The sequence below is a fragment of the Marinococcus halophilus genome (genome assembly GCF_002265875.1).
Classification (GTDB): Bacteria; Bacillota; Bacilli; order Bacillales; family Marinococcaceae; genus Marinococcus; species Marinococcus halophilus.
Window position 1 is genome coordinate 214,022 of record NZ_NPFA01000002.1, and the last position, 20,993, is coordinate 235,014.

General features: G+C 52.1%; 20 protein-coding genes. 18 read left to right on the forward strand and 2 right to left on the reverse strand.

What is annotated here, in order from left to right:
* Window positions 1-6 precede the first annotated feature (6 nt).
* From carB to pyrE, 5 genes are read left to right on the forward strand one after another with little or no spacing between them, the layout of a single operon-like run.
* Window positions 7-3,222 carry a carbamoyl-phosphate synthase large subunit gene (gene carB, locus CHL76_RS03230; protein ID WP_079476113.1) on the forward strand — a complete coding sequence of 1,072 codons (3,216 nt, stop codon included), beginning with the start codon at window positions 7-9 and terminating at the stop codon, window positions 3,220-3,222.
* Window positions 3,219-4,001 carry a dihydroorotate dehydrogenase electron transfer subunit gene (locus tag CHL76_RS03235; RefSeq protein WP_094907860.1) on the forward strand — a complete coding sequence of 261 codons (783 nt, stop codon included), beginning with the start codon at window positions 3,219-3,221 and terminating at the stop codon, window positions 3,999-4,001. Before carB ends, CHL76_RS03235 begins: the two co-directional genes overlap by 4 nt.
* Entirely contained in the window at window positions 3,998-4,909 is a 912-nt protein-coding gene (locus CHL76_RS03240) for a dihydroorotate dehydrogenase (RefSeq protein WP_094907861.1), read from the forward strand. The genes CHL76_RS03235 and CHL76_RS03240 overlap by 4 nt, the downstream gene beginning before the upstream one ends.
* Window positions 4,906-5,628, forward strand: a complete 723-nt coding sequence (gene pyrF / locus CHL76_RS03245) for an orotidine-5'-phosphate decarboxylase (protein ID WP_079476116.1) — start codon at window positions 4,906-4,908, stop codon at window positions 5,626-5,628. The genes CHL76_RS03240 and pyrF overlap by 4 nt, the downstream gene beginning before the upstream one ends.
* The gene (gene pyrE, locus CHL76_RS03250; protein ID WP_079476117.1) at window positions 5,618-6,244 is read left to right on the forward strand and encodes an orotate phosphoribosyltransferase; all 627 of its coding nucleotides are present in this window, start codon (window positions 5,618-5,620) and stop codon (window positions 6,242-6,244) included. The genes pyrF and pyrE overlap by 11 nt, the downstream gene beginning before the upstream one ends.
* A gap of 53 nt (window positions 6,245-6,297) precedes the next feature.
* Here the strand turns inward: pyrE and CHL76_RS03255 are convergent, their stop codons facing one another.
* Window positions 6,298-8,034 carry an Rqc2 family fibronectin-binding protein gene (locus CHL76_RS03255; protein WP_079476118.1) on the reverse strand — a complete coding sequence of 579 codons (1,737 nt, stop codon included), beginning with the start codon at window positions 8,032-8,034 and terminating at the stop codon, window positions 6,298-6,300.
* Between the two features lie 313 nt (window positions 8,035-8,347).
* Between CHL76_RS03255 and remA the strand changes: the two genes are divergently transcribed.
* The 12 genes from remA (at window position 8,348) to rpe (ending at window position 20,151) form a co-directional block, all read left to right on the forward strand.
* Window positions 8,348-8,611: an extracellular matrix/biofilm regulator RemA gene (gene remA / locus CHL76_RS03260; protein WP_079476119.1), complete on the forward strand. Its 264-nt coding sequence runs from the start codon at window positions 8,348-8,350 to the stop codon at window positions 8,609-8,611.
* Between the two features lie 26 nt (window positions 8,612-8,637).
* Window positions 8,638-9,252 carry a guanylate kinase gene (gene gmk, locus CHL76_RS03265; protein ID WP_079476120.1) on the forward strand — a complete coding sequence of 205 codons (615 nt, stop codon included), beginning with the start codon at window positions 8,638-8,640 and terminating at the stop codon, window positions 9,250-9,252.
* A gap of 26 nt (window positions 9,253-9,278) precedes the next feature.
* Window positions 9,279-9,491 (forward strand): DNA-directed RNA polymerase subunit omega, encoded by a 213-nt coding sequence (rpoZ, locus tag CHL76_RS03270; RefSeq protein WP_079477028.1) that lies wholly within the window; start codon window positions 9,279-9,281, stop codon window positions 9,489-9,491.
* Window positions 9,492-9,587: 96 nt separating this feature from the next.
* Window positions 9,588-10,784 (forward strand): bifunctional phosphopantothenoylcysteine decarboxylase/phosphopantothenate--cysteine ligase CoaBC, encoded by a 1,197-nt coding sequence (coaBC, locus tag CHL76_RS03275; RefSeq protein WP_079476121.1) that lies wholly within the window; start codon window positions 9,588-9,590, stop codon window positions 10,782-10,784.
* A gap of 2 nt (window positions 10,785-10,786) precedes the next feature.
* On the forward strand, window positions 10,787-13,195 hold the full coding sequence (priA, locus tag CHL76_RS03280; RefSeq protein WP_094907862.1) for a primosomal protein N': 2,409 nt from the start codon (window positions 10,787-10,789) through the stop codon (window positions 13,193-13,195).
* 72 nt (window positions 13,196-13,267) lie between these two features.
* Entirely contained in the window at window positions 13,268-14,206 is a 939-nt protein-coding gene (gene fmt / locus CHL76_RS03285; RefSeq protein WP_079476123.1) for a methionyl-tRNA formyltransferase, read from the forward strand.
* Window positions 14,199-15,581: a 16S rRNA (cytosine(967)-C(5))-methyltransferase RsmB gene (gene rsmB / locus CHL76_RS03290; protein WP_079476124.1), complete on the forward strand. Its 1,383-nt coding sequence runs from the start codon at window positions 14,199-14,201 to the stop codon at window positions 15,579-15,581. Before fmt ends, rsmB begins: the two co-directional genes overlap by 8 nt.
* 2 nt (window positions 15,582-15,583) lie before the next feature.
* A complete protein-coding gene (gene rlmN, locus CHL76_RS03295; protein ID WP_079476125.1) occupies window positions 15,584-16,681 on the forward strand; it encodes a dual-specificity RNA methyltransferase RlmN in 1,098 nt (365 codons plus the stop codon).
* A complete protein-coding gene (locus tag CHL76_RS03300; protein ID WP_094907863.1) occupies window positions 16,678-17,427 on the forward strand; it encodes a Stp1/IreP family PP2C-type Ser/Thr phosphatase in 750 nt (249 codons plus the stop codon). Before rlmN ends, CHL76_RS03300 begins: the two co-directional genes overlap by 4 nt.
* The gene (pknB, locus tag CHL76_RS03305; protein WP_094907864.1) at window positions 17,415-18,644 is read left to right on the forward strand and encodes a Stk1 family PASTA domain-containing Ser/Thr kinase; all 1,230 of its coding nucleotides are present in this window, start codon (window positions 17,415-17,417) and stop codon (window positions 18,642-18,644) included. The genes CHL76_RS03300 and pknB overlap by 13 nt, the downstream gene beginning before the upstream one ends.
* Complete coding sequence (gene rsgA, locus CHL76_RS03310; protein WP_094907865.1) at window positions 18,623-19,504, forward strand: ribosome small subunit-dependent GTPase A; 882 nt, start codon at window positions 18,623-18,625, stop codon at window positions 19,502-19,504. Before pknB ends, rsgA begins: the two co-directional genes overlap by 22 nt.
* 2 nt (window positions 19,505-19,506) lie before the next feature.
* Window positions 19,507-20,151: a ribulose-phosphate 3-epimerase gene (gene rpe, locus CHL76_RS03315; RefSeq protein WP_079476128.1), complete on the forward strand. Its 645-nt coding sequence runs from the start codon at window positions 19,507-19,509 to the stop codon at window positions 20,149-20,151.
* Window positions 20,152-20,212: 61 nt separating this feature from the next.
* Here rpe and rpmB read toward each other — a convergent pair whose 3' ends face one another.
* A complete protein-coding gene (gene rpmB / locus CHL76_RS03320) occupies window positions 20,213-20,401 on the reverse strand; it encodes a 50S ribosomal protein L28 (RefSeq protein WP_079476129.1) in 189 nt (62 codons plus the stop codon).
* A gap of 211 nt (window positions 20,402-20,612) precedes the next feature.
* Here rpmB and CHL76_RS03325 point away from each other — a divergent pair, with 211 nt between their 5' ends.
* A complete protein-coding gene (locus tag CHL76_RS03325) occupies window positions 20,613-20,981 on the forward strand; it encodes an Asp23/Gls24 family envelope stress response protein (protein WP_022792732.1) in 369 nt (122 codons plus the stop codon).
* Window positions 20,982-20,993 lie beyond the last annotated feature (12 nt).

The window sequence follows — 20,993 nt, forward strand, 5'->3', positions numbered from 1 at the left end:
GTCACCATGCCAAAACGTACAGATATCCAAAAAATATTAGTGATTGGCTCCGGCCCTATCGTGATCGGACAGGCGGCGGAGTTTGACTATGCCGGCACCCAGGCGTGCCAGGCGTTAAAGGAAGAAGGATACGATGTCATTTTAATTAATTCCAATCCGGCGACCATCATGACTGATACAAACATTGCCGATCAGGTATACATGGAGCCGCTGACCCTCGAATTTGTCGACCGGGTGATCCGTAAAGAGCGCCCGGATGCCATTCTTCCGACCCTTGGCGGCCAGACCGGCTTGAATATGGCGATGGAGCTGCACCGCCACGGCCTGCTCGAGCGATACGAGATCTCCCTTCTTGGTACGGAGCTTTCTGCGATCGAGCAGGCAGAGGACCGGGAGTCATTCCGGAACCTAATGTATGAGCTGGATGAGCCGGTGCCGGAAAGCACAATTGTGCACGACCTGCAGGAAGCAGAAGCCTTCGTGGATGACATCGGCTACCCGGTCATCGTCCGTCCGGCCTACACGCTTGGAGGCACCGGCGGCGGCCTGGTGCACAATCATGATGAACTGGTGGAGATCGTGGGCTCGGGACTTAAATACAGCCCGGTGACCCAGTGCCTGCTTGAAAAAAGCATTGCAGGCTTTAAAGAGCTTGAATACGAAGTAATGCGAGATAGCTCCGGACAGGCAATTGTTGTCTGTAATATGGAAAATATCGATGCGGTCGGGATTCATACCGGCGACTCAATCGTAACTGCCCCAAGCCAGACGCTTGCCGACCGGGAATACCACATGCTCCGCGATTCGTCGCTGAAAATCATTCGGGCGCTCGAAATCGAAGGCGGGTGCAACGTGCAGTTTGCATTGTCCCCGGACAGCTTTGAATACTACATCATCGAGGTCAATCCACGCGTGAGCCGCTCCTCGGCGCTTGCTTCCAAAGCGACCGGCTACCCGATTGCCAAGCTGGCAGCAAAGATTGCTTCGGGCTATAAGCTGGATGAGTTGAAGAATCCGATCACCGGCACCACTTACGCAAGCTTTGAGCCTGCGCTTGACTATGTAGTTACTAAAATCCCCCGCTGGCCGTTTGACAAATTTGAAGCAGCAAACCGCCGGCTCGGAACGCAGATGAAAGCGACAGGAGAAGTGATGGCCATCGGCCGCTCGTTTGAGGAGTCCATTTTAAAGGGCATACGGTCACTGGAGCTCGGACGGGCTTTTCTGACGCACCCCGACTATGCTGAGGCCACTGAAGAAAAGTTGATAGAGAAGCTTATACACGCAGATGACGAACGGCTGTTTTATATCGGAGAAGCACTGAAGCGCGGCTATTCGCTTGAGCAGCTGCACACATGGACAAAAATCGACTGGTTTTTTCTTGAAAAATTCGCCGGTATTGTCAAAGTGGCCGAGATGGCACGCGCGTATCCAAACGATGAAGAGATCCTCCGGATGGCTAAAACGACAGGAATCGCTGACGAAACCCTGGCGGCTTACTGGAATACGACAGAAAAACAGGTTCGCAGCCAGCGTCTCAAGCTCGGTATTAATCCGGTGTATAAAATGGTCGACACATGCGCGGCGGAGTTTGAATCGGAGACACCGTATTATTATTCCTCCTATGAGGAAGAAAACGAAAGCAGCAAAACCGGACGCCCTTCTGTCATTGTTCTCGGCTCCGGGCCGATACGGATCGGCCAGGGAGTGGAATTTGACTACGCGACGGTGCATACCGTATGGGCGCTGCAGGAAGCGGGATACGAAGCGATTATTATTAACAACAATCCGGAAACGGTATCGACAGATTTCAGTGTGTCAGACAAGCTGTATTTTGAACCGCTGACCGTAGAGGACGTGATGCACGTAGTCGACGTGGAACAGCCGGAAGGCGTTATCGTCCAATTTGGCGGCCAGACGGCCATCAATCTTGCAGACGGACTCGCTGACCACGGGGTGAAGATTCTTGGCACGACACTCGAAGATATGGACCGGGCAGAGGACCGGGATAAATTTGAAGCAGCCCTGCAGTCGTTGAAAATTCCACAGCCGCTTGGCCGCACAGCCGTAAGCACAGAGGAAGCACGGGTGGTGGCAGCTGATATTGGCTACCCGGTGCTGGTGCGCCCGTCGTATGTGCTCGGCGGACGGGCGATGGAAATTGTCGGAAATGAAAAAGAGCTGCTCAACTACATGGAGCGGGCCGTGCGCGTAAACCGGAAGCACCCGGTGCTGATTGACCGTTACATGGTCGGTAAAGAAGTGGAGGTCGATGCGATCTCAGATGGGGAAACTGTAGTCATTCCCGGCATTATGGAGCACATTGAACGTGCCGGCGTACATTCGGGCGATTCGATTGCGGTTTACCCGTCGCAGACGCTGTCGGATCAGACAAAACAAACACTTGCAGAGCGGACCATCGCTATCGGAAAGGGCCTGAACATCAAAGGACTGCTGAATATTCAGTTTGTTATTCATGAAAACGAAGTGTATGTGCTTGAAGTGAATCCGCGGGCGAGCCGCACCCTGCCATTTTTAAGTAAAATTACCGGTTGCCCGATCGCAAAGCTTGCCACCCGGGTGATGGTCGGGGAAAGCCTTGCTTCTCTTGGATATGATGACGGTCTGCTGCCGGAAGCAGAAGGGGTTTCGGTAAAGGTGCCGGTCTTTTCCTTCGCCAAGCTCCGCCAGGTGGAAATTTCCCTTGGCCCGGAAATGAAATCAACCGGGGAGGTCATGGGCCGCGATCAGACCCTCGAGAAAGCATTATATAAAGGGCTGATCGCTTCCGGGATGAAAATTCCAAATCACGGCACCGTGCTGTTTACCATTGCTGATGAGTGGAAAAAAGAAGCGCTGGTGCTTGCCAAACGGTTTCATGCAATTGGCTATACTATTACCGCGACCCAGGGGACGGCTACATGGCTGAACCAGGAAGGGGTGCCGGCATCGTCGGTTGCTAAAGTAGAAGAAGAGTCGCCAAACATTCTGGACTTTATCCGTGAAGGCAAAGCCCAATTCGTGATTAACACGATGGAAAAACAGAAAAAAGCAGCAGCAGACGGCTTCCGGATCCGCCGGGAAGCGGTGGAAAACGAAGTGGTGTGCCTCACGTCGCTTGATACGGCAGGAGCGCTCCTGGAGGTGCTTGAAATGATCACTTTTTCCACGGAAGCGATGCCTGCGATGAAAGAGGAACGGACCAACGAGGTGATCACATGATTCAAAAAGAATGGATGACCGTCGTTTCAATCGATGAAATTGCCGCCTCGATTTTTGAAGTAGTGCTTGAAGGAGATATGCCGGAGCGTATCGGGGCCCCGGGACAGTTCGTGCATGTGAAGACATCACCGCACGTAGCCCCGCTTCTGCGCCGTCCGGTCAGTATTAGTGAATACTGGCCTGCCCGTCGGAGAATGGCGCTTGTGTTTCGTTCCGAAGGCGAAGGGACAAGCCGGATGGCGGCATGGCGCGCAGGTGACGAAGTAGATGTGCTGGGACCGCTCGGCAACGGATTTGATACAAGTGACATGAACGAAGGGGAAAAGGCGCTGATCGTGGGGGGCGGCGTCGGTGTGCCGCCGCTGCTAGGGCTCGCTAAACAGCTGGCGGGCCAGGGCATCCGGGTGCAGACTGTACTCGGCTTCGCCAATGCCTCCAGTACTTTCTTTCAGAAAAGATTCAGTTCGCTTGGGGACTGCTTTGTGAGCACCATTGATGGAAGCATCGGAGAGCCCGGTTTTGTCACAGACGTCATTGACCGCCGGAAGCTTTCCTATGATGCCATTTATGCCTGCGGGCCTCTGCCGATGCTCCGGGCGCTTGACGGCTCTTATGCAACGGCAAAAGGAAAGCTTTCTCTCGAGGAACGCATGGGCTGCGGTATCGGTGCCTGTTTTGCCTGTGTCTGTCACACTGCAGATGATCCGGAAGGCACGAGCTACCGGAAGGTATGCAGCGACGGCCCGGTCTTTCCGTGGGGAGAGGTGGTGCTGTCATGAAAATGCATGTGAGCCTTCCCGGCCTCGAAATGAAAAACCCGGTCATGCCGGCGAGTGGATGCTTTGGGTTTGGAAAAGAATTTGCCCAGCTGTATGATCTCAACGATTTAGGGGCCATCGCGGTCAAAGCGACCACCGAGGAAGCTCGATTCGGCAATGAAACGCCGCGGGTGGCAGAAACAGAAGCAGGCATGCTGAATGCCATCGGGCTTCAAAACCCCGGGCTTAAAGGAGTCACCGAACAGGAGCTGCCGTGGCTGCAGCAGTTTAACACACCGGTTCTTGCCAACGTCGCAGGAACGAAAATGGAAGACTATGAAGCGGTGGCTGCCGGGCTGTCAGAATCCGGAATGGCAGCAGCCCTGGAGCTCAACATTTCCTGCCCGAATGTGAAAGAGGGCGGTATTACGTTCGGTACTGATCCGAAGCTGGCTGCAGAGCTGACGAGGAGGGTGAAGGACGTGTCAAACGTGCCGGTTTACGTGAAGCTCTCCCCGAACGTGACTGATATTACCGAGATTGCTAAAGCGGTGGAGCATGCAGGGGCAGATGGCCTTTCTTTGATCAATACATTGTCGGGCATGAAGATCGACCCAGCAACGCGGAAACCACTGCTTGCCAATGAAATCGGTGGCCTTTCAGGGCCCGCTATCAAGCCGGTGGCGATCCGAATGGTCTATCAGGTGCGGCAAGTGACGGCTCTTCCTATTATCGGCATGGGAGGCATCATGGGAATGGAGGATGTACTGGAATTTATGATGGCTGGTGCCAATGCGGTGGCTGTTGGAACAGCAAACATCAGCAACCCGTTTGCCTGCCCGGAGATTATTCAGCAGCTGACAGACTGGGCCGGCACCGAGCCGGCAGCGGACTGGGCTGATTGGAAGCAGGGCGGGGTGAAAGCATGAACGACCATCCCCTGATTATCGCAATGGATGTGCCGGACAAATCGGAAGCGGACGCTCTGCTCGCTTCTTTTGGGCAGACGCCGTTGTTTTTAAAAGTTGGCATGGAATTATTTTATAAAGAAGGCCCGGCACTTGTGGAGGAGTGGAAAGCAGAAGGCCACCGGGTGTTTCTTGACTTGAAACTGCATGATATTCCTAATACGGTCCAGCGGGCTGCCGCCCAGCTCGCCCGGCTGCAGGTGGATCTTGTTACAGTGCATGCCGCTGGCGGGAGCCGGATGATGGCCAGGGCCGTCGAGGGGCTGGAGCAGGGCACCCCTTTCGGAAAGAAAAGACCTGCATGCATAGCCGTGACCCAGCTGACGAGCACATCCGAAGCGGTGCTGAATGAAGAGCTTGGCATACCACTTTCGATGAATGAAGCCGTAACGGCTTACGCGGATCTTGCCGAACGGTCGGGGCAGGACGGCGTCGTCTGTGCCGCGGGAGAAGTGCCGCTCATTAAAAGCACCTGCAGCCGCTCTTTTCTCACCGTAACTCCTGGTATCCGCAGAGCCGGTGAGGAGGCTGGGGATCAAACGCGGGTGGTGACTCCTGGAGTTGCTGCCGAGCTTGGCAGTGATGCGATCGTTGTTGGCCGAAGCATTACGGGGGCCATTGATCCGACAAGAGCTTACGAACAAATGGAACAGGAATGGAGAATGTCCGATGCAAAATGAAGAAATTCTCAGTAGAGACCTGCTGATGATAGAAGCAGTAACCCTCCGGCCGGATGAACCGTTCACCTGGTCATCCGGCATCCGCTCTCCAATTTATTGCGACAATCGACTGACGCTTTCGTACCCCGATGTACGGACCCGGGTAGCTGAAGGGCTTGCGGAGCTGATTCGGGTAAGGTACCCCGAAGCTACAATTATTGCCGGCACTGCGACCGCCGGAATTGCCCATGCGGCGATTGCTGCTGACAAGCTCGGCCTGCCAATGTGCTATGTTCGCGGATCCTCCAAGTCACACGGCAAAGGTAATCAGATAGAAGGGCGGGTCGCCCCGGAGGATAGAGTCGTAATTGTCGAAGATTTAATCTCGACAGGCAAAAGCATGATTACGGTTCAGCAGGCGCTTCTAGAAGCCGGAGCCGAGGTGCTCGGAGCCGCTGCGATTTTCACGTATGAGCTGGAGGAAGCCGGCCGGCAGCTTAAAGAAGCACAGCTGCCGTCGGAGACCCTTACCAACTACTCCGCGCTGATTCGGATTGCTGCTGAGGAAGGCTACGTCCGGGAAAAAGATATGGAGCGTCTGCAGGAATGGAAGCAGGATCCGGTGTCCTGGTCATAAATATAAGCGAAAAAAGCTCCTTCCGAACAGCACTGCTGTTCGGAAGGAGCTTTTTAATTGGCGGCAGGCTGGGACTTAGCCCGGTTTTTCATTTCGAGGACGAGGCTTTCCTCCGGAGTAACAAACAGGGTGGACTGTTGGTCGTAGGTCACAAACCCGGGCTTAGCCCCGTTTGGTTTTCGTACATGGCGGATCAGGGTGTAGTCGACCGGCACGGAGGACGAAGAACGCGCTTTGGAGAAATAGGCGGCAAGTACAGCCGCTTCCTTCAACGTTTCCTCGTCTACGTCTGTGGAGCGGATCACTACGTGGGAGCCGGGAATGTCCTTCGTGTGCAGCCAGGTGTCTCCCGCATTTGCTGCCCGGTTGGTAACGTATTCGTTCTGGCGGTTGTTTTTCCCCACCAGCAGAAGAATACCGGCAGAAGAAACGTACTGCTCGACCTGAGGCTTCGTATTTTTCTTCTGCTTTTTCTTTTGAACACGTTTTTTCAGGTAGCCGCCGTCCGACAATTCTTCGCGAATATCGTCAATGTCGGAAGGAGCAGCCGTTTCGACCTGCTGGATCAGACGGTCGAGGTAATCTATTTCACGCCGGGTGAGCTTAATCTGTTTTTTAGCCTCCGAAAGCGAGGTTTTAGCTTTATTGTAGCGCTTAAAGTACCTCTGGGCATTATCTGACGGCGATAGTTCAGGCTCAAGCCCGATGCTGAGCGTGCCGCCTTCTGGGTCGTAGTAGTCCGTTACTTCTATCTCGCTCTCTCCCCCGCGGAGCTGGTGCATATGGGCGGTTAACAGCTCTCCGTATTTTTGGTAGACGAGGCGGGTTTCGGCCTGGGTAATTGTCTGGCGCAGTTTTTTCAACTTGCGCTCGTTTTTTTCGCGCTCATTCTGCAGAAACCGTTCGAGGTCGTGGGCCTGCTGGTGGACGCGGTCACGTTCGGCTTTACCGTTATGGTAGCGGTCGAGCATGGCGCTTGCTGAGTCAAAAATTTCCTTCGAGCCTTCCACATGAGAAAGATTGACCGGGCTGTAGTATTCTTTATTCGCTTCGGTAGTCACGATCTGCGGCTGGAAATTTCCGTTTTTAACATCGGCCATAAGCGCGGTAAACGTATCGGCCAGTTTTTGGAGCGACCCAAGGCCTGCCCGGTGAACAGCTTCTTTGGCACTCTGGGGAGAAATGCCTTCAAATGCCTGCATCAGCTGGCGGTCGAGCTTGCCCTGGTTGGCGTCAAGTGCTCTCAGCACGTCGCCGGCCCCAGCCTCGAGAGGGTTTGCTTTATGCTGGGACGGCGGCTCGATATATGCCTGGCCGGGAAGAATCGTGCGGACCGTGTTCTGGGCCGGAGAGATATGCTTCATGCTGTCCAGAATATGCGTGCGGTCTTCATTAAGAAGTACTACGTTACTGTGCTTGCCCATGATTTCCATCACCAGGGTCCGTTCCGTAAGGTCACCGATTTCGTCTTTGTTTTCAATGCGAAGCGAAACGATTCGTTCAAGGCCCTGCTGGGAGACCTCCCGCACGAAACCGCCTTCGAGGTGCTTGCGCAGCAGCATGCAGAACATGGATGGCTCCGGCGGGTTCTGATACTTCTCGTCTGTCAGGTGCATTCTCGAGAGGGAAGGGTTTACCGAGAGGAGCAGCTGGTGATTTTTGCGGTTCGCCCGCACTGTGATAACCAGGTCGGTTTTGTAGGGCTGGTGTATTTTTGTGATCCGGCCGCTTTGAAGCGTTTGCTGTACTTCCTGGACCACGGCCTGGGTCATAATTCCGTCAAAGCTCACGTTCGATCATCCTTTACTCGTACAAGCAGGAGAAAACCTTCTGCTGCTTGCGTTCTGTACGGTGGATTATAGCATAATGAAAAGCTCGCCGTCTTGTCTGCTGAATAAACATTGGTTGTGAGCCGGAAAGATATTGTTTACAATGTAGAAGTACATAATGTTCGGGCTCACCGCGAAGCATCGTTTGTGACGCTTGAAATAAACGTGCTATACTAACCAAAAGAACGACTCGTCAGGCGCCGCAGAAGAAAACATACAAGAACCATTTTTTCAGGCAGCAGCTAGAGGGATGGTCCGACCAGGAGGGGTAGTTTTGAGCATTAAGCTAATCAACATTGGATTTGGGAATATCGTGTCAGCGAACCGGATTATTTCCATTGTCAGCCCGGAATCAGCACCAATCAAACGGATTATTCAGGAAGCAAGAGATCGGAACATGCTGATTGACGCAACATACGGGAGACGGACGAGAGCGGTTATCATTGCAGACAGCGACCATGTCGTACTTTCTGCAGTTCAGCCCGAAACAGTCGCCCAGCGGCTGTATACAAAAGACGATGATTCATCGGACGAATAAGATTGTGAAATGAGGCTTGTCAACCTATGAAAGATGATAAAGGGTTATTAATTGTACTTTCCGGCCCGGCCGGTGTGGGAAAAGGTACTGTGTGCGGTGCTTTGCGGGAAAAAGATACTAATATCGAATATTCCGTTTCTGCTACTACCAGATCCCCCCGCCCGGGAGAAGAGCACGGAGTAAATTATTTCTTCCATTCAAAGGAAGAATTTGAAAAAATGATCGAGGAGGGCCGGCTGCTCGAATGGGCGCAGTATGTAGACAACTACTATGGAACCCCGCTTGATTACGTCAAGGAAACCATTGACCGCGGTAAAGATATCATTCTCGAGATCGAAGTGCAGGGCGCGGAAAAAGTGAAGGAGCGTTACCCGGAAGGGACGTTTATCTTTTTGATGCCCCCGAGCCTTGCCGAGCTCCGAAACCGGATCGTCGGACGCGGAACGGAAACGTCCGAGTTGATTGACAAACGGATGACGGTGGCCAAAAATGAAATTGACATGATGCAGATGTATGACTATGTGGTCGAAAACGACGAGATCGATAAAGCGGTCTCGCGCATCCGTTCCATCGTCACGGCAGAACACTGCAAGCAGGAACGCTTGATTGAAAAATACAAAGAACTAGCGGAGGTGGAATAATGGCTTCAAACAGAAATGACGAAGGAATGCTTTATCCGTCCATTGACCAGCTGCTCGGGCATATCGATTCCAAATATACGCTTGTAACCGTATCGGCCCAGCGCGCGAGAGACCTTGAAGAAATCGATGGGGCCCTTCCAATGATTGATAATGCAAAATCCGTCAAGGCAGTGGGTATTGCTCTTGAAGAAATTCAGGCCGGCGTGCTCAGCTACCGTCAGGGAGATTACGAAGGATAACAAGAAATGGACGGGCACCGGATAGAAGAAGCAACCTATGGCATCACGTAGGTTGCTTTTTTTAGCCTGAAGGGTCCATAAAAGGAGGACGAAGCTGTGAAAGGAAAAAAAGTGGTGCTCGGCGTCACAGGAGGTATAGCTGCCTATAAAGCTGCGGCGCTTGCAAGTAAGCTGTACCAGGCAGGGGCCGAGCTGCGTATTATTATGACCCCGGGGGCAAAAGAATTTATCACCCCGCTTACGTTCCAGGCGCTCACCCGTTCAAGAGTGTATGACGACACGTTTGCAGAAGCGGATCCTTCGGTCGTTTCCCATGTTGACGTGGCAGACTGGGCGGATGTGTTCATTGTAGCGCCTGCGTCCGCCAATACACTCGGGAAGCTTGCAAACGGGCTTGCAGACGATATGCTCACAACCACCATGATGGCAACACTTGCCAACGTCTACGTTGCACCGGCAATGAATGTTAACATGTATAACCATCCGAGCTTTCAGCGAAACAAAGAAACATTAAAAAAGGACGGCTATCGGTTCATTGAACCCGGGGAAGGGTATCTCGCCTGTGGCTGGATAGGAAAAGGCCGGATGGCGGAGCCTGAGGATATTATGCAGTTTGTCGAGGACGCTGAAAACGTTGGCACCCCGCTTGCCGGAAAACGGGTCCTGGTTACAGCGGGGCCAACGCACGAGCATATTGACCCTTTCCGGGTCGTCACCAATCCATCCAGCGGGAAAATGGGTTTTGCAATTGCAGAGGAAGCTGCCCGGCGGGGAGCAGAGGTAACGCTGGTAGCAGGGCCGGTGACGCTCACTACGCCCGGCGGCGTCCAGACAAGAATTGATGTAGAAAGCGTAGAGGATATGCGCAAAGCTGTTTTGACTTATTATGAGGCATCGGATGTGGTGATTAAAGCTGCCGCCGTATCAGATTACCGGCCCGAAACCGTATATGAAAAAAAACAGAAGAAAAAAGATGATGGCCTTGATGTACCGATGGTGAAAACGCCGGATATTCTCCAGGAGCTCGGTGAAAAAAAGAAGCATCAGCTGCTGATCGGTTTCGCCGCAGAATCGGAACACCTCGAGGAGTACGCGGAAAGCAAGCGGCAGCGCAAAAACGCCGATTTAATTGTCGCCAATGCAATCGGTAAATCGGACTCCGGCTTCCGTACCGATCAGAACACGATTACCTTTGTCGATAAAAATGGAGCCGTTTCTTTTCCTACCCAGTCGAAGCATGAGGCAGCGGCCGAAATTATGGTCTGGCTGCAGAAACGAATAGGAGACGCGTAACGATGTACGCCAAAGTAATTGTTGATATAGCTACCGGCCAGACGAACCGGGCATTTGATTATGACATTCCGGCTCCACTCGAAATGCTCGCACATCCCGGTTCAAGAGTAACGGTGCCATTTGGCGCCCGGAAAATTCAGGGCTTCATCTGGCGGGTCGAGGAAAAAACAGAGCTCGCCCGGGTCAAGCCGATTACAGATGTACTCGATCCCCATCCGGTGCTCACCCGGGAGCTGCTTGAGCTTGGAGAATATCTGGCTGTGGAAACGGTATGCTTTTTAATTACCGCCTACCAGTCGATGATTCCGGCGGCTATACGGGCAAAACCGAAGAAGAAAATAGAGCTGCTCGTGCCGACGGAGATTCTGACACCAGTACTTCAGGCTGTTTTTCAGAAGCAGACCACGGTCGACTGGAAGGACCTCCCCGACGATAAGGCGGTAATGCAGCATGTGCAGGAAGCTGTCAGGCATGAACAGATCCGGATCGATTACCAGGTGAAGGATCAGACGAAAAAACAGACCAGGCGGATGCTGCGGCTTCATCCGGAGCACCGGGCGCATGCAGCTTCTCTTACTGCGAAGGCGAAAAAGCAGCTGGAGCTGTATGATTGGTTTCTTTCGATCGGAGATGAAGAGGCTGCGGTGCCCGCAGCACAGCTGCTGCATGAGCAGACGGCGAGCCGGGCTGTCATTCAGGGTCTTGTGGAGAAAAATATCCTAATGGAACGGGACCAGGAATCGTACCGGGATCCGTTCGAAGACCGTTCATTTGAAGCAACCCCTCCGCAGGAGCTGACACATGATCAGCAGCAGGCGCTTGCCCCGATTATAGAAAAAGCATCCCGGCAGCAGCACCATAAGTTTTTGCTGCACGGGGTGACCGGAAGCGGAAAGACAGAAGTCTACCTGCAGGCCATTGATCGCGTGCTTCAGGAGGGACGGGAAGCGATTGTGCTGGTGCCGGAAATATCCCTTACCCCGCAAATGGTCGAACGCTTTAAAGGGCGGTTCGGGGACCAGGTGGCAGTGATGCACAGCGCCTTGTCGAGAGGCGAGCGGTATGACGAATGGCGCAGGGTGCATGCCGGAGACGCAAAAGTAGCGATCGGAGCGCGGTCTGCGATTTTTGCCCCTTTCAAAAACGTTGGCCTGATTATTATTGATGAAGAACATGAAGGCAGCTACAAGCAGGAGGATCATCCCCGGTATCACGCCCGGGAAGTAGCGATCTGGAGAGGCAGATACCACGGGGCGCCGGTCGTATTAGGGAGCGCTACACCGTCACTGGAATCCTATGCCCGGGCCGGCCGGGAGGTCTACCAGCTGCTTGAAATGCCGGAGAGAATCAATCAGAAACAGCTGCCCGCCATTGATGTGGTGGATATGAGAGAGGAGCTTCATAAGGGAAACCGTTCGGTATTTTCCGAAACGCTCCTCGAAAAGCTGAAGGACCGACTAGAAAAAGGGGAGCAGAGCATCCTGTTTTTAAACCGCCGTGGGTACTCTTCCTTTGTCATGTGTCGTTCGTGCGGCTACACCGCTGAATGCCCGCACTGCGAAATTACGCTCACGTACCATCAGACAAAGCATCAACTGAAATGCCATTACTGCGGCTATGAAGAAACGATGCCCTCGACGTGCCCTTCTTGCGAAAGTGAACAAATCCGCTACTTTGGCACAGGCACCCAGAAGGTGGAGGAAGAGCTGACAAAGGTACTGCCGGAAGCGCGGATTATCCGTATGGATATGGATACGACGACGAAAAAAGGCTCGCATGAACAACTGCTGCGGCGGTTTGGCAACGGAGAAGCTGATATTTTACTTGGCACTCAGATGATTGCTAAGGGACTGGATTTTCCGAGGATCACACTCGTTGGAGTGCTTGCCGCAGACACCATGCTGCACCTGCCTGATTTTCGGGCCCCGGAGCGTACCTTTCAGCTCCTTACCCAGGTGAGCGGCCGGGCCGGCCGGGACAAGCTACAGGGAGAAGTAGTGATTCAATCCTACAGTCCTGAGCATTACAGCATCCAGTTTGCCAAAAATCATGACTATCCTTCATTCAGCCGGCATGAGATGGGGCAGCGCAAGCGTGGCGGTTACCCGCCATATTACTATTTAACAATGGTCAATGTTTCGCATGAAGAAATCGGTGTCGCACTGAAAACTGCAGAAAAAGTGACAAACCGGCTGCGGGAGCAATTATCGCCGCAAGCAAAAATACTCGGGCCGACTGTTTCTCCGATTGCGAGGATCAAGGATAGATATCGGTACCAATGCATGATAAAATACAGAGATGAGCCTGAGTTAACGAAAATACTAAACGACATTGCTGTACACTATCAAAAGGAAACAGCCCAGGATAAGCTGTTTATTACAATTGATATGTACCCGCAGTTATTTCTATAAGGTAAAATCCAGCCCCGCTGCTTCGATAGTGACCGACGCACGGGGCTGTGTATTGTGAAAAGAGGGATAAGTATGAACATTTTATTTATGGGCACGCCGGATTTTTCGGTCCCGATTCTAAGGCGTCTGCTTGAAGAAGGCTATCCAGTAACGGCGGTAGTCACTCAGCCCGACCGACCGAAAGGAAGAAAAAAAGAACTGACCCCGCCGCCGGTCAAAGTAGAAGCCGAAAAGTGGAAGCTTCCTGTACTGCAGCCGGAAAAACTGAAGAACGAAGCATCATTAAACGAAGTGCTTGCAGAGAAACCAGACTTGATTATTACGGCTGCGTTCGGGCAGATTCTTCCGGGAAAGCTGCTCGAAGCTCCTTCGATTGCGGCAGTGAACGTTCATGCTTCTTTGCTTCCAGAGTACCGGGGCGGTGCCCCGATTCACCAGGCGGTTATCGACGGCCGGGAAAAAACAGGCGTCACCATCATGGATATGGTTGCAAAGCTTGATGCCGGCGACATCATCCGTCAGCGGGAAGTAGATATTGATTGGGAGGATACAGTCGGGGATGTGCACGACAAACTGAGCGTACTCGGGGCAGATCTTTTAATTAATACGCTGCCAGGTGTTATTGACGGGACGGCAGAACGAACTCCCCAGAACGAAGCTGACGTAACGTTTGCTTCCAATATTAAGCGCGGCCAGGAAAGAATTGACTGGAAGCAGAGCGGCCGCTCGATTTATAACCAGGTCCGGGGGATGAATCCATGGCCGGTGGCTTATACGGAAAAAGATGAGAAGCCGATTAAGGTGTGGCGGGCAGAATGGATAGAAGCCTCCGCCAGTGCGGAAGCGGGAACGATTACCGCTATAGAGGAAAGCTATGTTGATGTGGCCGCTGGCGACGGTACATTAGTGCGGCTGTGGGAGATTCAGCCGGCAGGAAAGAAACGGATGAATACGGCCGAGTTTTTGCGGGGCAGCCACGGCTGGGCTAAAGGAGAGAGTTTTGATGAATAAAACCGGACCCTCCCATTCCCTGCGATACACTGCAGCTTCTCTTCTTGAACGGGTGGAGGCCGGCCAGGCCTTCAGCCATCTGCTGCTCCATCATGAGCTTGCCGGAAAAGCATGGTCGCGGGAAGACGCCGGCCTGCTGACCGAAATTGTTTACGGCACCCTGCGGCGCCAGAATACCCTGGATTACGTCCTCGGAGTTTTTGTCAATAAACCGCTCGACAGGCTTGATGTCTGGGTGCGTGTGCTGCTGCGCATGAGTGTGTATCAAATGCGCTACCTCGACCGGGTACCGGACCACGCCGTTGTGGATGAGGCGGTAAAGATTGCGAAGCAGCGGGGAAACAAAGGGGTGAGCGGCTTTGTGAACGGAGTGCTCCGCTCTCTGCAGCGAAAAGGATTTCCCGACTTCTCCGCCATCAGCGATACCGGAGAACGCCTGGCCGTGGAGTACAGTCATCCGGCATGGATGCTGCAGGAATGGAAGGCAGCTTACGGAGAAGAAACAGCTCTTCGTATCGCAGAAGCAAATAATGTTACACCGAAAACGAATGTACGGGTCTCCCCGGAGGCTGAACTAGAGGACGTGCAGGAAATGCTCGAGCAGGAAGGCATTCAGACGACCCGCGGGACAATTGCGGAAAAGGCGCTGATTGTTGAAAAGGGCAACGTGCTTGTTACTGAAACGTACCAGAACGGCTATATTACGGTACAGGACGAAAGCTCCATGAAAGCCGGCGAAGCACTTAGAATCGAAAAAAACATGGAAATCCTTGACGCCTGTGCCGCCCCGGGCGGAAAATCAACGGACGCAGCCGAACGAACCGGCCCGGGCGGAAGCGTGGCAGCTCATGACCTGAGTGCAAAAAAGCTTACTCAGATTAAAGAACAGGCGGCAAGGCTGCGGCTTGAAAATATAGAAACCGCCGCGGGAGATGCACGTCAATTGACAACGACTTTTCCGGCGCGTACGTTTGACCGGGTGCTTGTCGATGCCCCGTGCAGCGGCCTTGGCGTTATCCGGAAAAAGCCTGAACAGAAATGGGCCAAAAAGGCACAGGACTTTGAACGCCTGCCGGAGATACAGCTTGAAATATTGAATGAAGCGGTAAGTATGTTACGATTTAATGGAAGGATTGTGTTCAGCACGTGTACAATTCGCCCAGAAGAGAACGAACAGGTGTGGGAAGCATTTTTGCACCGGCATCCAGAGCTTTCACCAGACAAGGAACTGACCGATAAACTAAATATTTTAGAAATAGAGCATTTTTCCAGCGAATACGGTTGGTGCACGATACTTCCCCATGAATACGGTACAGACGGGTTTTTCATTGCCGCGGCGGTAAAAAATAATCAGGAAGAAACGGAAGGAGCATAAGCATGCAGATTTTAAAAAAGGAGGCGCCTGCCCCTCAAACGGACAGCCCCTCCATGTACAGCTTGAAATACGAGGAACTTGAACAATGGTTAAAGGAAAATGGGGAGCCGGCATTCCGGGCGAAGCAGCTGTTTGAATGGATGTATCAAAAACGCGTCACGTCCTTTGAGGAAATGACCAACATCCCGAAAACACTTCGTGAAAAGCTCGAGAGCACGTTCACCCTGACGACACTAAAAGAGGTGGTCCATCAGCAGTCCCAGGACGGCACAATTAAAATACTGTTCGAACTACAGGATGGCTATACGATCGAAACCGTACTGATGAAGCATGATTACGGCTACAGCGTCTGTGTCACTACGCAGGTAGGCTGCCGGCTTGGCTGTACCTTCTGCGCTTCTACGCTTGGCGGCTTGAAAAGAAACCTCGAAGGCGGCGAAATTACTGCCCAGGTGCTTGAATCCCAGCGTCTGCTTGATGAAAGAGATGAACGCGTAAGCTCTATCGTTGTCATGGGCATTGGCGAGCCGTTCGATAACTACGACGGCTTGATGAATTTTCTGCGTGTAGTTAATCACGACGACGGCTTAAACATCGGCGCACGCCACATTACCGTATCCACAAGCGGGGTTGTGCCACGCATTTATGACTTTGCCAACGAAAACATGCAGATTAATTTTGCAGTGTCTCTTCATGCAGCAAACACAGAAACCCGCAGCCGGCTGATGCCGATCAACCGTGCATGGGACGTCTCTGAGCTGATGGATTCGATCCGCTACTATCAAAAGAAAACAAACCGCAGAATCACATTTGAGTACGGGCTGTTCGGACAGGTGAACGACCAGAAAGAGGATGCAGACGAGCTCGCGGACCTGATCGGGGATCTGAAATGCCATGTCAATCTGATACCTGTAAATGATGTGCCGGAAAGAAACTACGTACGTACAACAAGAAACGACATTTTTGCGTTCGAAAAGGCATTAAAAGACCGCGGGGTAAACGTAACCATCCGGCGTGAGCAGGGGCATGACATCGATGCGGCCTGCGGACAGCTGCGTGCTAACCAGCGGAAAGAAGAAACGGAGGCAAATTCCCAGTGAATCATATGTTTTTAACAGACCGGGGGAAAATCCGTCCTCATAACGAGGATACCGGAGGCATCGTCACGAATGCTTCCGGCACTGTTTTAGCTATCGTGGCTGATGGAATGGGCGGACATTCGGCCGGAGATGTGGCAAGCGCTATGGCTTATCAGACATTAAAAGACGCATGGGAAGAAAATCCGTCTGTTGATTCAATTGAAGAGGCCTCTGAATGGTTGACTGAGAACATGATGAAAGCAAATGAAGCCATCATTCGTCACGCTCATCATTATCCGGAGCATACGGGGATGGGGACCACTCTTGTAGCGGCAATCTGCCATCCGGCATTTACCGTGACCGGAAACATCGGCGACAGCCGCAGCTACATCTGGACGAATAGTACAGTTCAACAACAGAGCGAAGACCACTCCCTTGTGCAGGAGCTGTACAATAAAGGCCAGATTTCAGCCCTGGAAGCGGAATCGCACCCGCAGAAAAATATATTGACAAAAGCACTCGGCACGGACCGCAGCCTTTCTCCAGACATTTACACGTATGAATGGAGTGAGGGGGACGGCGTGCTTCTTTGCACCGACGGGCTGACCAATAAGCTCGGAGCCGAAGACATGGCCGGTATGCTTGCTTCTCACGAACAGCTTCGTGAAAGTGTGGAAGCGATGGTGCAGGCAGCCAATGACCGCGGAGGCGAAGACAATATAACGATTGCGGTAGTAATTCGGGAGGAAGAGGTATGGACCAACTGATTGGGAGCCGTATCAGTGACCGTTACCATATTAAGCGCCTCCTTGGGAGCGGGGGCATGGCATATGTATACCTCGGGGAGGACATGATCCTTGAACGGCTGGTAGCAATTAAAATTCTTCAACCGCAGTTTAACGGCGATGAGGAATTTTTGCAGCGATTCCGCCGGGAGTCACGGGCAGCCACTATTCTGGGACACAAAAACACGGTCAATATCTATGATGTTGGTGAGGAGCGGGAACTGCATTATATTGTTATGGAATACGTGGAGGGCCAGACGCTGAAAGAAATGATCCGCCTCCACGGCCCGCTGCCGCTTGAACAGGCGGTACATATAACCAAGCAGCTGCTGGAAGCGCTGATGCAGGCACACACCCACGGCATCATCCACAGGGATATTAAGCCTCATAACCTCCTTTCCAATGAACGGGGGGAAATAAAAGTTGCTGATTTCGGCATCGCCCGCGCTGCCTCTGCTTCCACGATTACACAGACAAATACGATGATGGGCTCCGTTCACTATATTTCGCCGGAGCAGGCAAGAGGCGGCGTAGTAAGTGTACGCTCGGATATTTATGCAGCTGGCATTGTTCTTTTTGAAATGGTGACTGGGGTGATCCCTTACGACGCAGAATCCGCCGTAAGCATCGCTTTAAAGCATATTCAGGAGCCGCTGCCGGACCCTGTCCAGCTTCGTCAGGGCCTGCCGCAAAGCCTGTCGAACGTTATCCTGAAAGCAGCGGCTAAAAGCCCTGATGACCGTTATATGAGCGCCGAAGAAATGTATAAAGATATCCGTTCCGCGCTGTCGGATGAAAGAAAAAACGAGCGTCCTTATTTTATCCAGGAGGGACATGCAAGCAAGGCGGAGGGGGGGTGGTCTGACCCCCGGCTGCCTGAAGAGGACACGATGGTAGCAGCGCCAGCAGTGCAGGAGGATGAACAGCAGTATTCCGGCCCGGAAGCAGTGGATGAAGAGCCGGAAAAAACCAAAAAATGGCCATATGTACTAGCCTGCATCCTTGTATTTTCAGGAGCAGCATTTTTCTACTGGCTGCTTCCGGAAATGTTTGTCGTTAACGGCTCAACAAAGGTATTCCCGCATGTATTCCCGCATGCATTCCCTTTAACGCAGACAGCTGTATGGGACGGGCTTAATGCAGGAGAGGGCCAAGTATTACAGGAAGGGGCGAAGGTATGGCGACAGGTCGAATCGTAAAAGCAGTCAGCGGTTTTTATTATGTAGACAGCGAAGAAGGATATTTTCAGTGCCGGGGCCGCGGGCTGTTTCGTAAACAGAAAATCAAACCGCTTGTAGGCGACGTAGTGCGGTTTGAAGCAGAGAATCATACGGATGGATACGTGCTTGAAATTAAAGAGCGGGAGAATGAACTGGTGCGCCCGCCTATTGCAAATATTGACCAGGCTCTGCTCATCTTTTCTGCCGTCGAGCCTGATTTTTCCACCTGGCTGCTCGACCGTTTTCTCGTACATGTAGAAAATGAAGAAATTCAGCCAGTCATATTAGTAAGTAAATGGGACAAAGCAGAGGAGTCAAAAAAAGAAACGCTGCGCGGCGTGCAGGCCGACTATGAACGTATCGGCTATCCGTTCCATTTTTACTCCACGAAAACCGGGGAGGGGCTTGAAGAAGCAGCTGCTTACTTTCCGCAAAAGTATTCTCTTTTATCCGGGCAGTCGGGAGTTGGGAAATCATCGCTTCTAAACGCGGTTGCACCGGACCTTGATCTTGAGACAGCGAACATTTCCGGAGCACTCGGCCGCGGAAAGCATACGACGCGGCATGTCGAGTTTCTGCGTGTAAACAATGGATGGGTAGCAGACACGCCCGGGTTCAGCTCACTTGATTTTGGTTCAATCACCGCCGAAGATCTTGATATCTGTTTTCCTGAAATGCGGGAAAGAATGCCGGACTGCAAATTCCGGGGATGCTCGCACCGGCAGGAGCCAGGCTGTGCCATACGTCTTGATGTGGAAGAGGGACGTATCCCGCCCCACCGTTATGAGCATTATAAGCAATTCCATGAAGAAATTTTATCCACACCAAGGAGGTATTAATGATGATAAAAGTAGCGCCTTCTATACTATCGGCTGATTTTGCGGAATTGGGCCGGGAGGTGAAGGAAATCGACGAAGCCGGGGCGGACTACATACATATCGATGTCATGGACGGGCATTTCGTTCCGAATATCACGTTTGGGCTGCCTGTGATTGAGGCCATCCGGCCCTACAGCGATAAGCCGTTTGATGTGCATTTAATGATTGAAAAGCCTGAGAGCTATATCGAGGATTTTGCCCGGGCAGGAGCTGATATTATTTCGGTACATGTAGAAGCTTGTCCGCATGTTCACCGGACGATCCAGCAGATTAAAGAAGCCGGCTGCCGCGCAGGTGTCGTGTTAAACCCAGCGACCCCGGTGGAGATGATTACCCACATTCTGCCCGATGTGGATCTTGTGCTTTTAATGACTGTAAATCCAGGCTTTGGCGGCCAGGCGTTTATCCCTAACGTACTCGATAAAATCAGGGCAGTAAAAAAAGCGGCGGATATCGTCAATCCAGAACTTGAGATTGAGGTAGACGGGGGAGTCAGTCGGGAAACAGCCAAAGACTGTCTTGAAGCCGGGGCGAACGTGCTTGTATCAGGGTCAGCTTTGTTCAAACAGACAGATAAAGCAAAGGCGATCGAAGAACTGAAGCAGTAAATAATATTATTATGTAAACTAGTCCTTCATAAAAAAAGCGGCGCCCTGGCCGCTTTTTGCTTTATACGCGTGTCACTTTGCCGGATTTTAGAGCTCTCGCGGAAACGTATACGCGTTTTGGCTTACCGTTTACAAGAATGCGGACTTTTTGCACGTTGGCTCCCCAACGGCGTTTCGTTGCATTGTTAGCGTGAGAACGTTTATTTCCGGATTTAGGGCCTTTCCCTGTTACATAACATCTGCGGGACATATATGGCACCTCCTTATTAATATCAAACAAAATTACCCATACTCAAATATATTAGCATAGAGCCTGGACAGACGCAATGTTGATTCGCTAAAAATACAATTATGCTTTTCATTTAAGAAAAACGTGGTTATAGTGATAATGGCAGAGTTACTTTGAAAAGAAGCTGGATTGTCCGGGCACAGCCGGCGTCTGGAAAGGAAGGAAACGAGACATGAGCTTCGAAATCTATTCATCTAATGGAACAATCGATATTACACTCGAAGTGCTTGCCACTGCCGTGGGAGCGGCAGCCATGGACTGCTATGGCATTGTAGGCATGGCGTCAAAAAAACATTTTAAGGACAATTTATCGGAGCTTTTGCGAAGAGAAAATTATTCCCGTGGAGTGGTCGTCCGGGAAGAGGACGGGCTCATCCATATTGATATGTATATAATCGTAAGCTATGGTACGAAAATTTCTGAAGTGGCCCATAACGTGCAGCGGAAGGTAAAGTATCAGCTTCAGAAAATGCTCGGCCTGGATGTGGCCGCTGTGAATGTATATGTGCAGGGAGTCCAGATTGAATCAGCACTACCATAGGATGCGACGGAT

Excerpts from the sequence above, each read along its gene's own strand:
- pyrF (WP_079476116.1), top strand. The coding sequence starts at position 4,906 with ATGAACGACCATCCCCTGATTATCGCAATGGATGTGCCGGACAAATCG.
- CHL76_RS03240 (WP_094907861.1), top strand. The coding sequence starts at position 3,998 with ATGAAAATGCATGTGAGCCTTCCCGGCCTCGAAATGAAAAACCCGGTC.
- CHL76_RS03235 (WP_094907860.1), top strand. The coding sequence starts at position 3,219 with ATGATTCAAAAAGAATGGATGACCGTCGTTTCAATCGATGAAATTGCC.
- CHL76_RS03325 (WP_022792732.1), top strand. The coding sequence starts at position 20,613 with ATGAGCTTCGAAATCTATTCATCTAATGGAACAATCGATATTACACTC.
- rpe (WP_079476128.1), top strand. The coding sequence starts at position 19,507 with ATGATAAAAGTAGCGCCTTCTATACTATCGGCTGATTTTGCGGAATTG.
- pknB (WP_094907864.1), top strand. The coding sequence starts at position 17,415 with ATGGACCAACTGATTGGGAGCCGTATCAGTGACCGTTACCATATTAAG.
- priA (WP_094907862.1), top strand. The coding sequence starts at position 10,787 with ATGTACGCCAAAGTAATTGTTGATATAGCTACCGGCCAGACGAACCGG.
- rsgA (WP_094907865.1), top strand. The coding sequence starts at position 18,623 with ATGGCGACAGGTCGAATCGTAAAAGCAGTCAGCGGTTTTTATTATGTA.
- carB (WP_079476113.1), top strand. The coding sequence starts at position 7 with ATGCCAAAACGTACAGATATCCAAAAAATATTAGTGATTGGCTCCGGC.
- rsmB (WP_079476124.1), top strand. The coding sequence starts at position 14,199 with ATGAATAAAACCGGACCCTCCCATTCCCTGCGATACACTGCAGCTTCT.
- gmk (WP_079476120.1), top strand. The coding sequence starts at position 8,638 with ATGAAAGATGATAAAGGGTTATTAATTGTACTTTCCGGCCCGGCCGGT.
- fmt (WP_079476123.1), top strand. The coding sequence starts at position 13,268 with ATGAACATTTTATTTATGGGCACGCCGGATTTTTCGGTCCCGATTCTA.
- pyrE (WP_079476117.1), top strand. The coding sequence starts at position 5,618 with ATGCAAAATGAAGAAATTCTCAGTAGAGACCTGCTGATGATAGAAGCA.
- rpmB (WP_079476129.1), bottom strand. The coding sequence starts at position 20,401 with ATGTCCCGCAGATGTTATGTAACAGGGAAAGGCCCTAAATCCGGAAAT.
- rpoZ (WP_079477028.1), top strand. The coding sequence starts at position 9,279 with ATGCTTTATCCGTCCATTGACCAGCTGCTCGGGCATATCGATTCCAAA.
- rlmN (WP_079476125.1), top strand. The coding sequence starts at position 15,584 with ATGCAGATTTTAAAAAAGGAGGCGCCTGCCCCTCAAACGGACAGCCCC.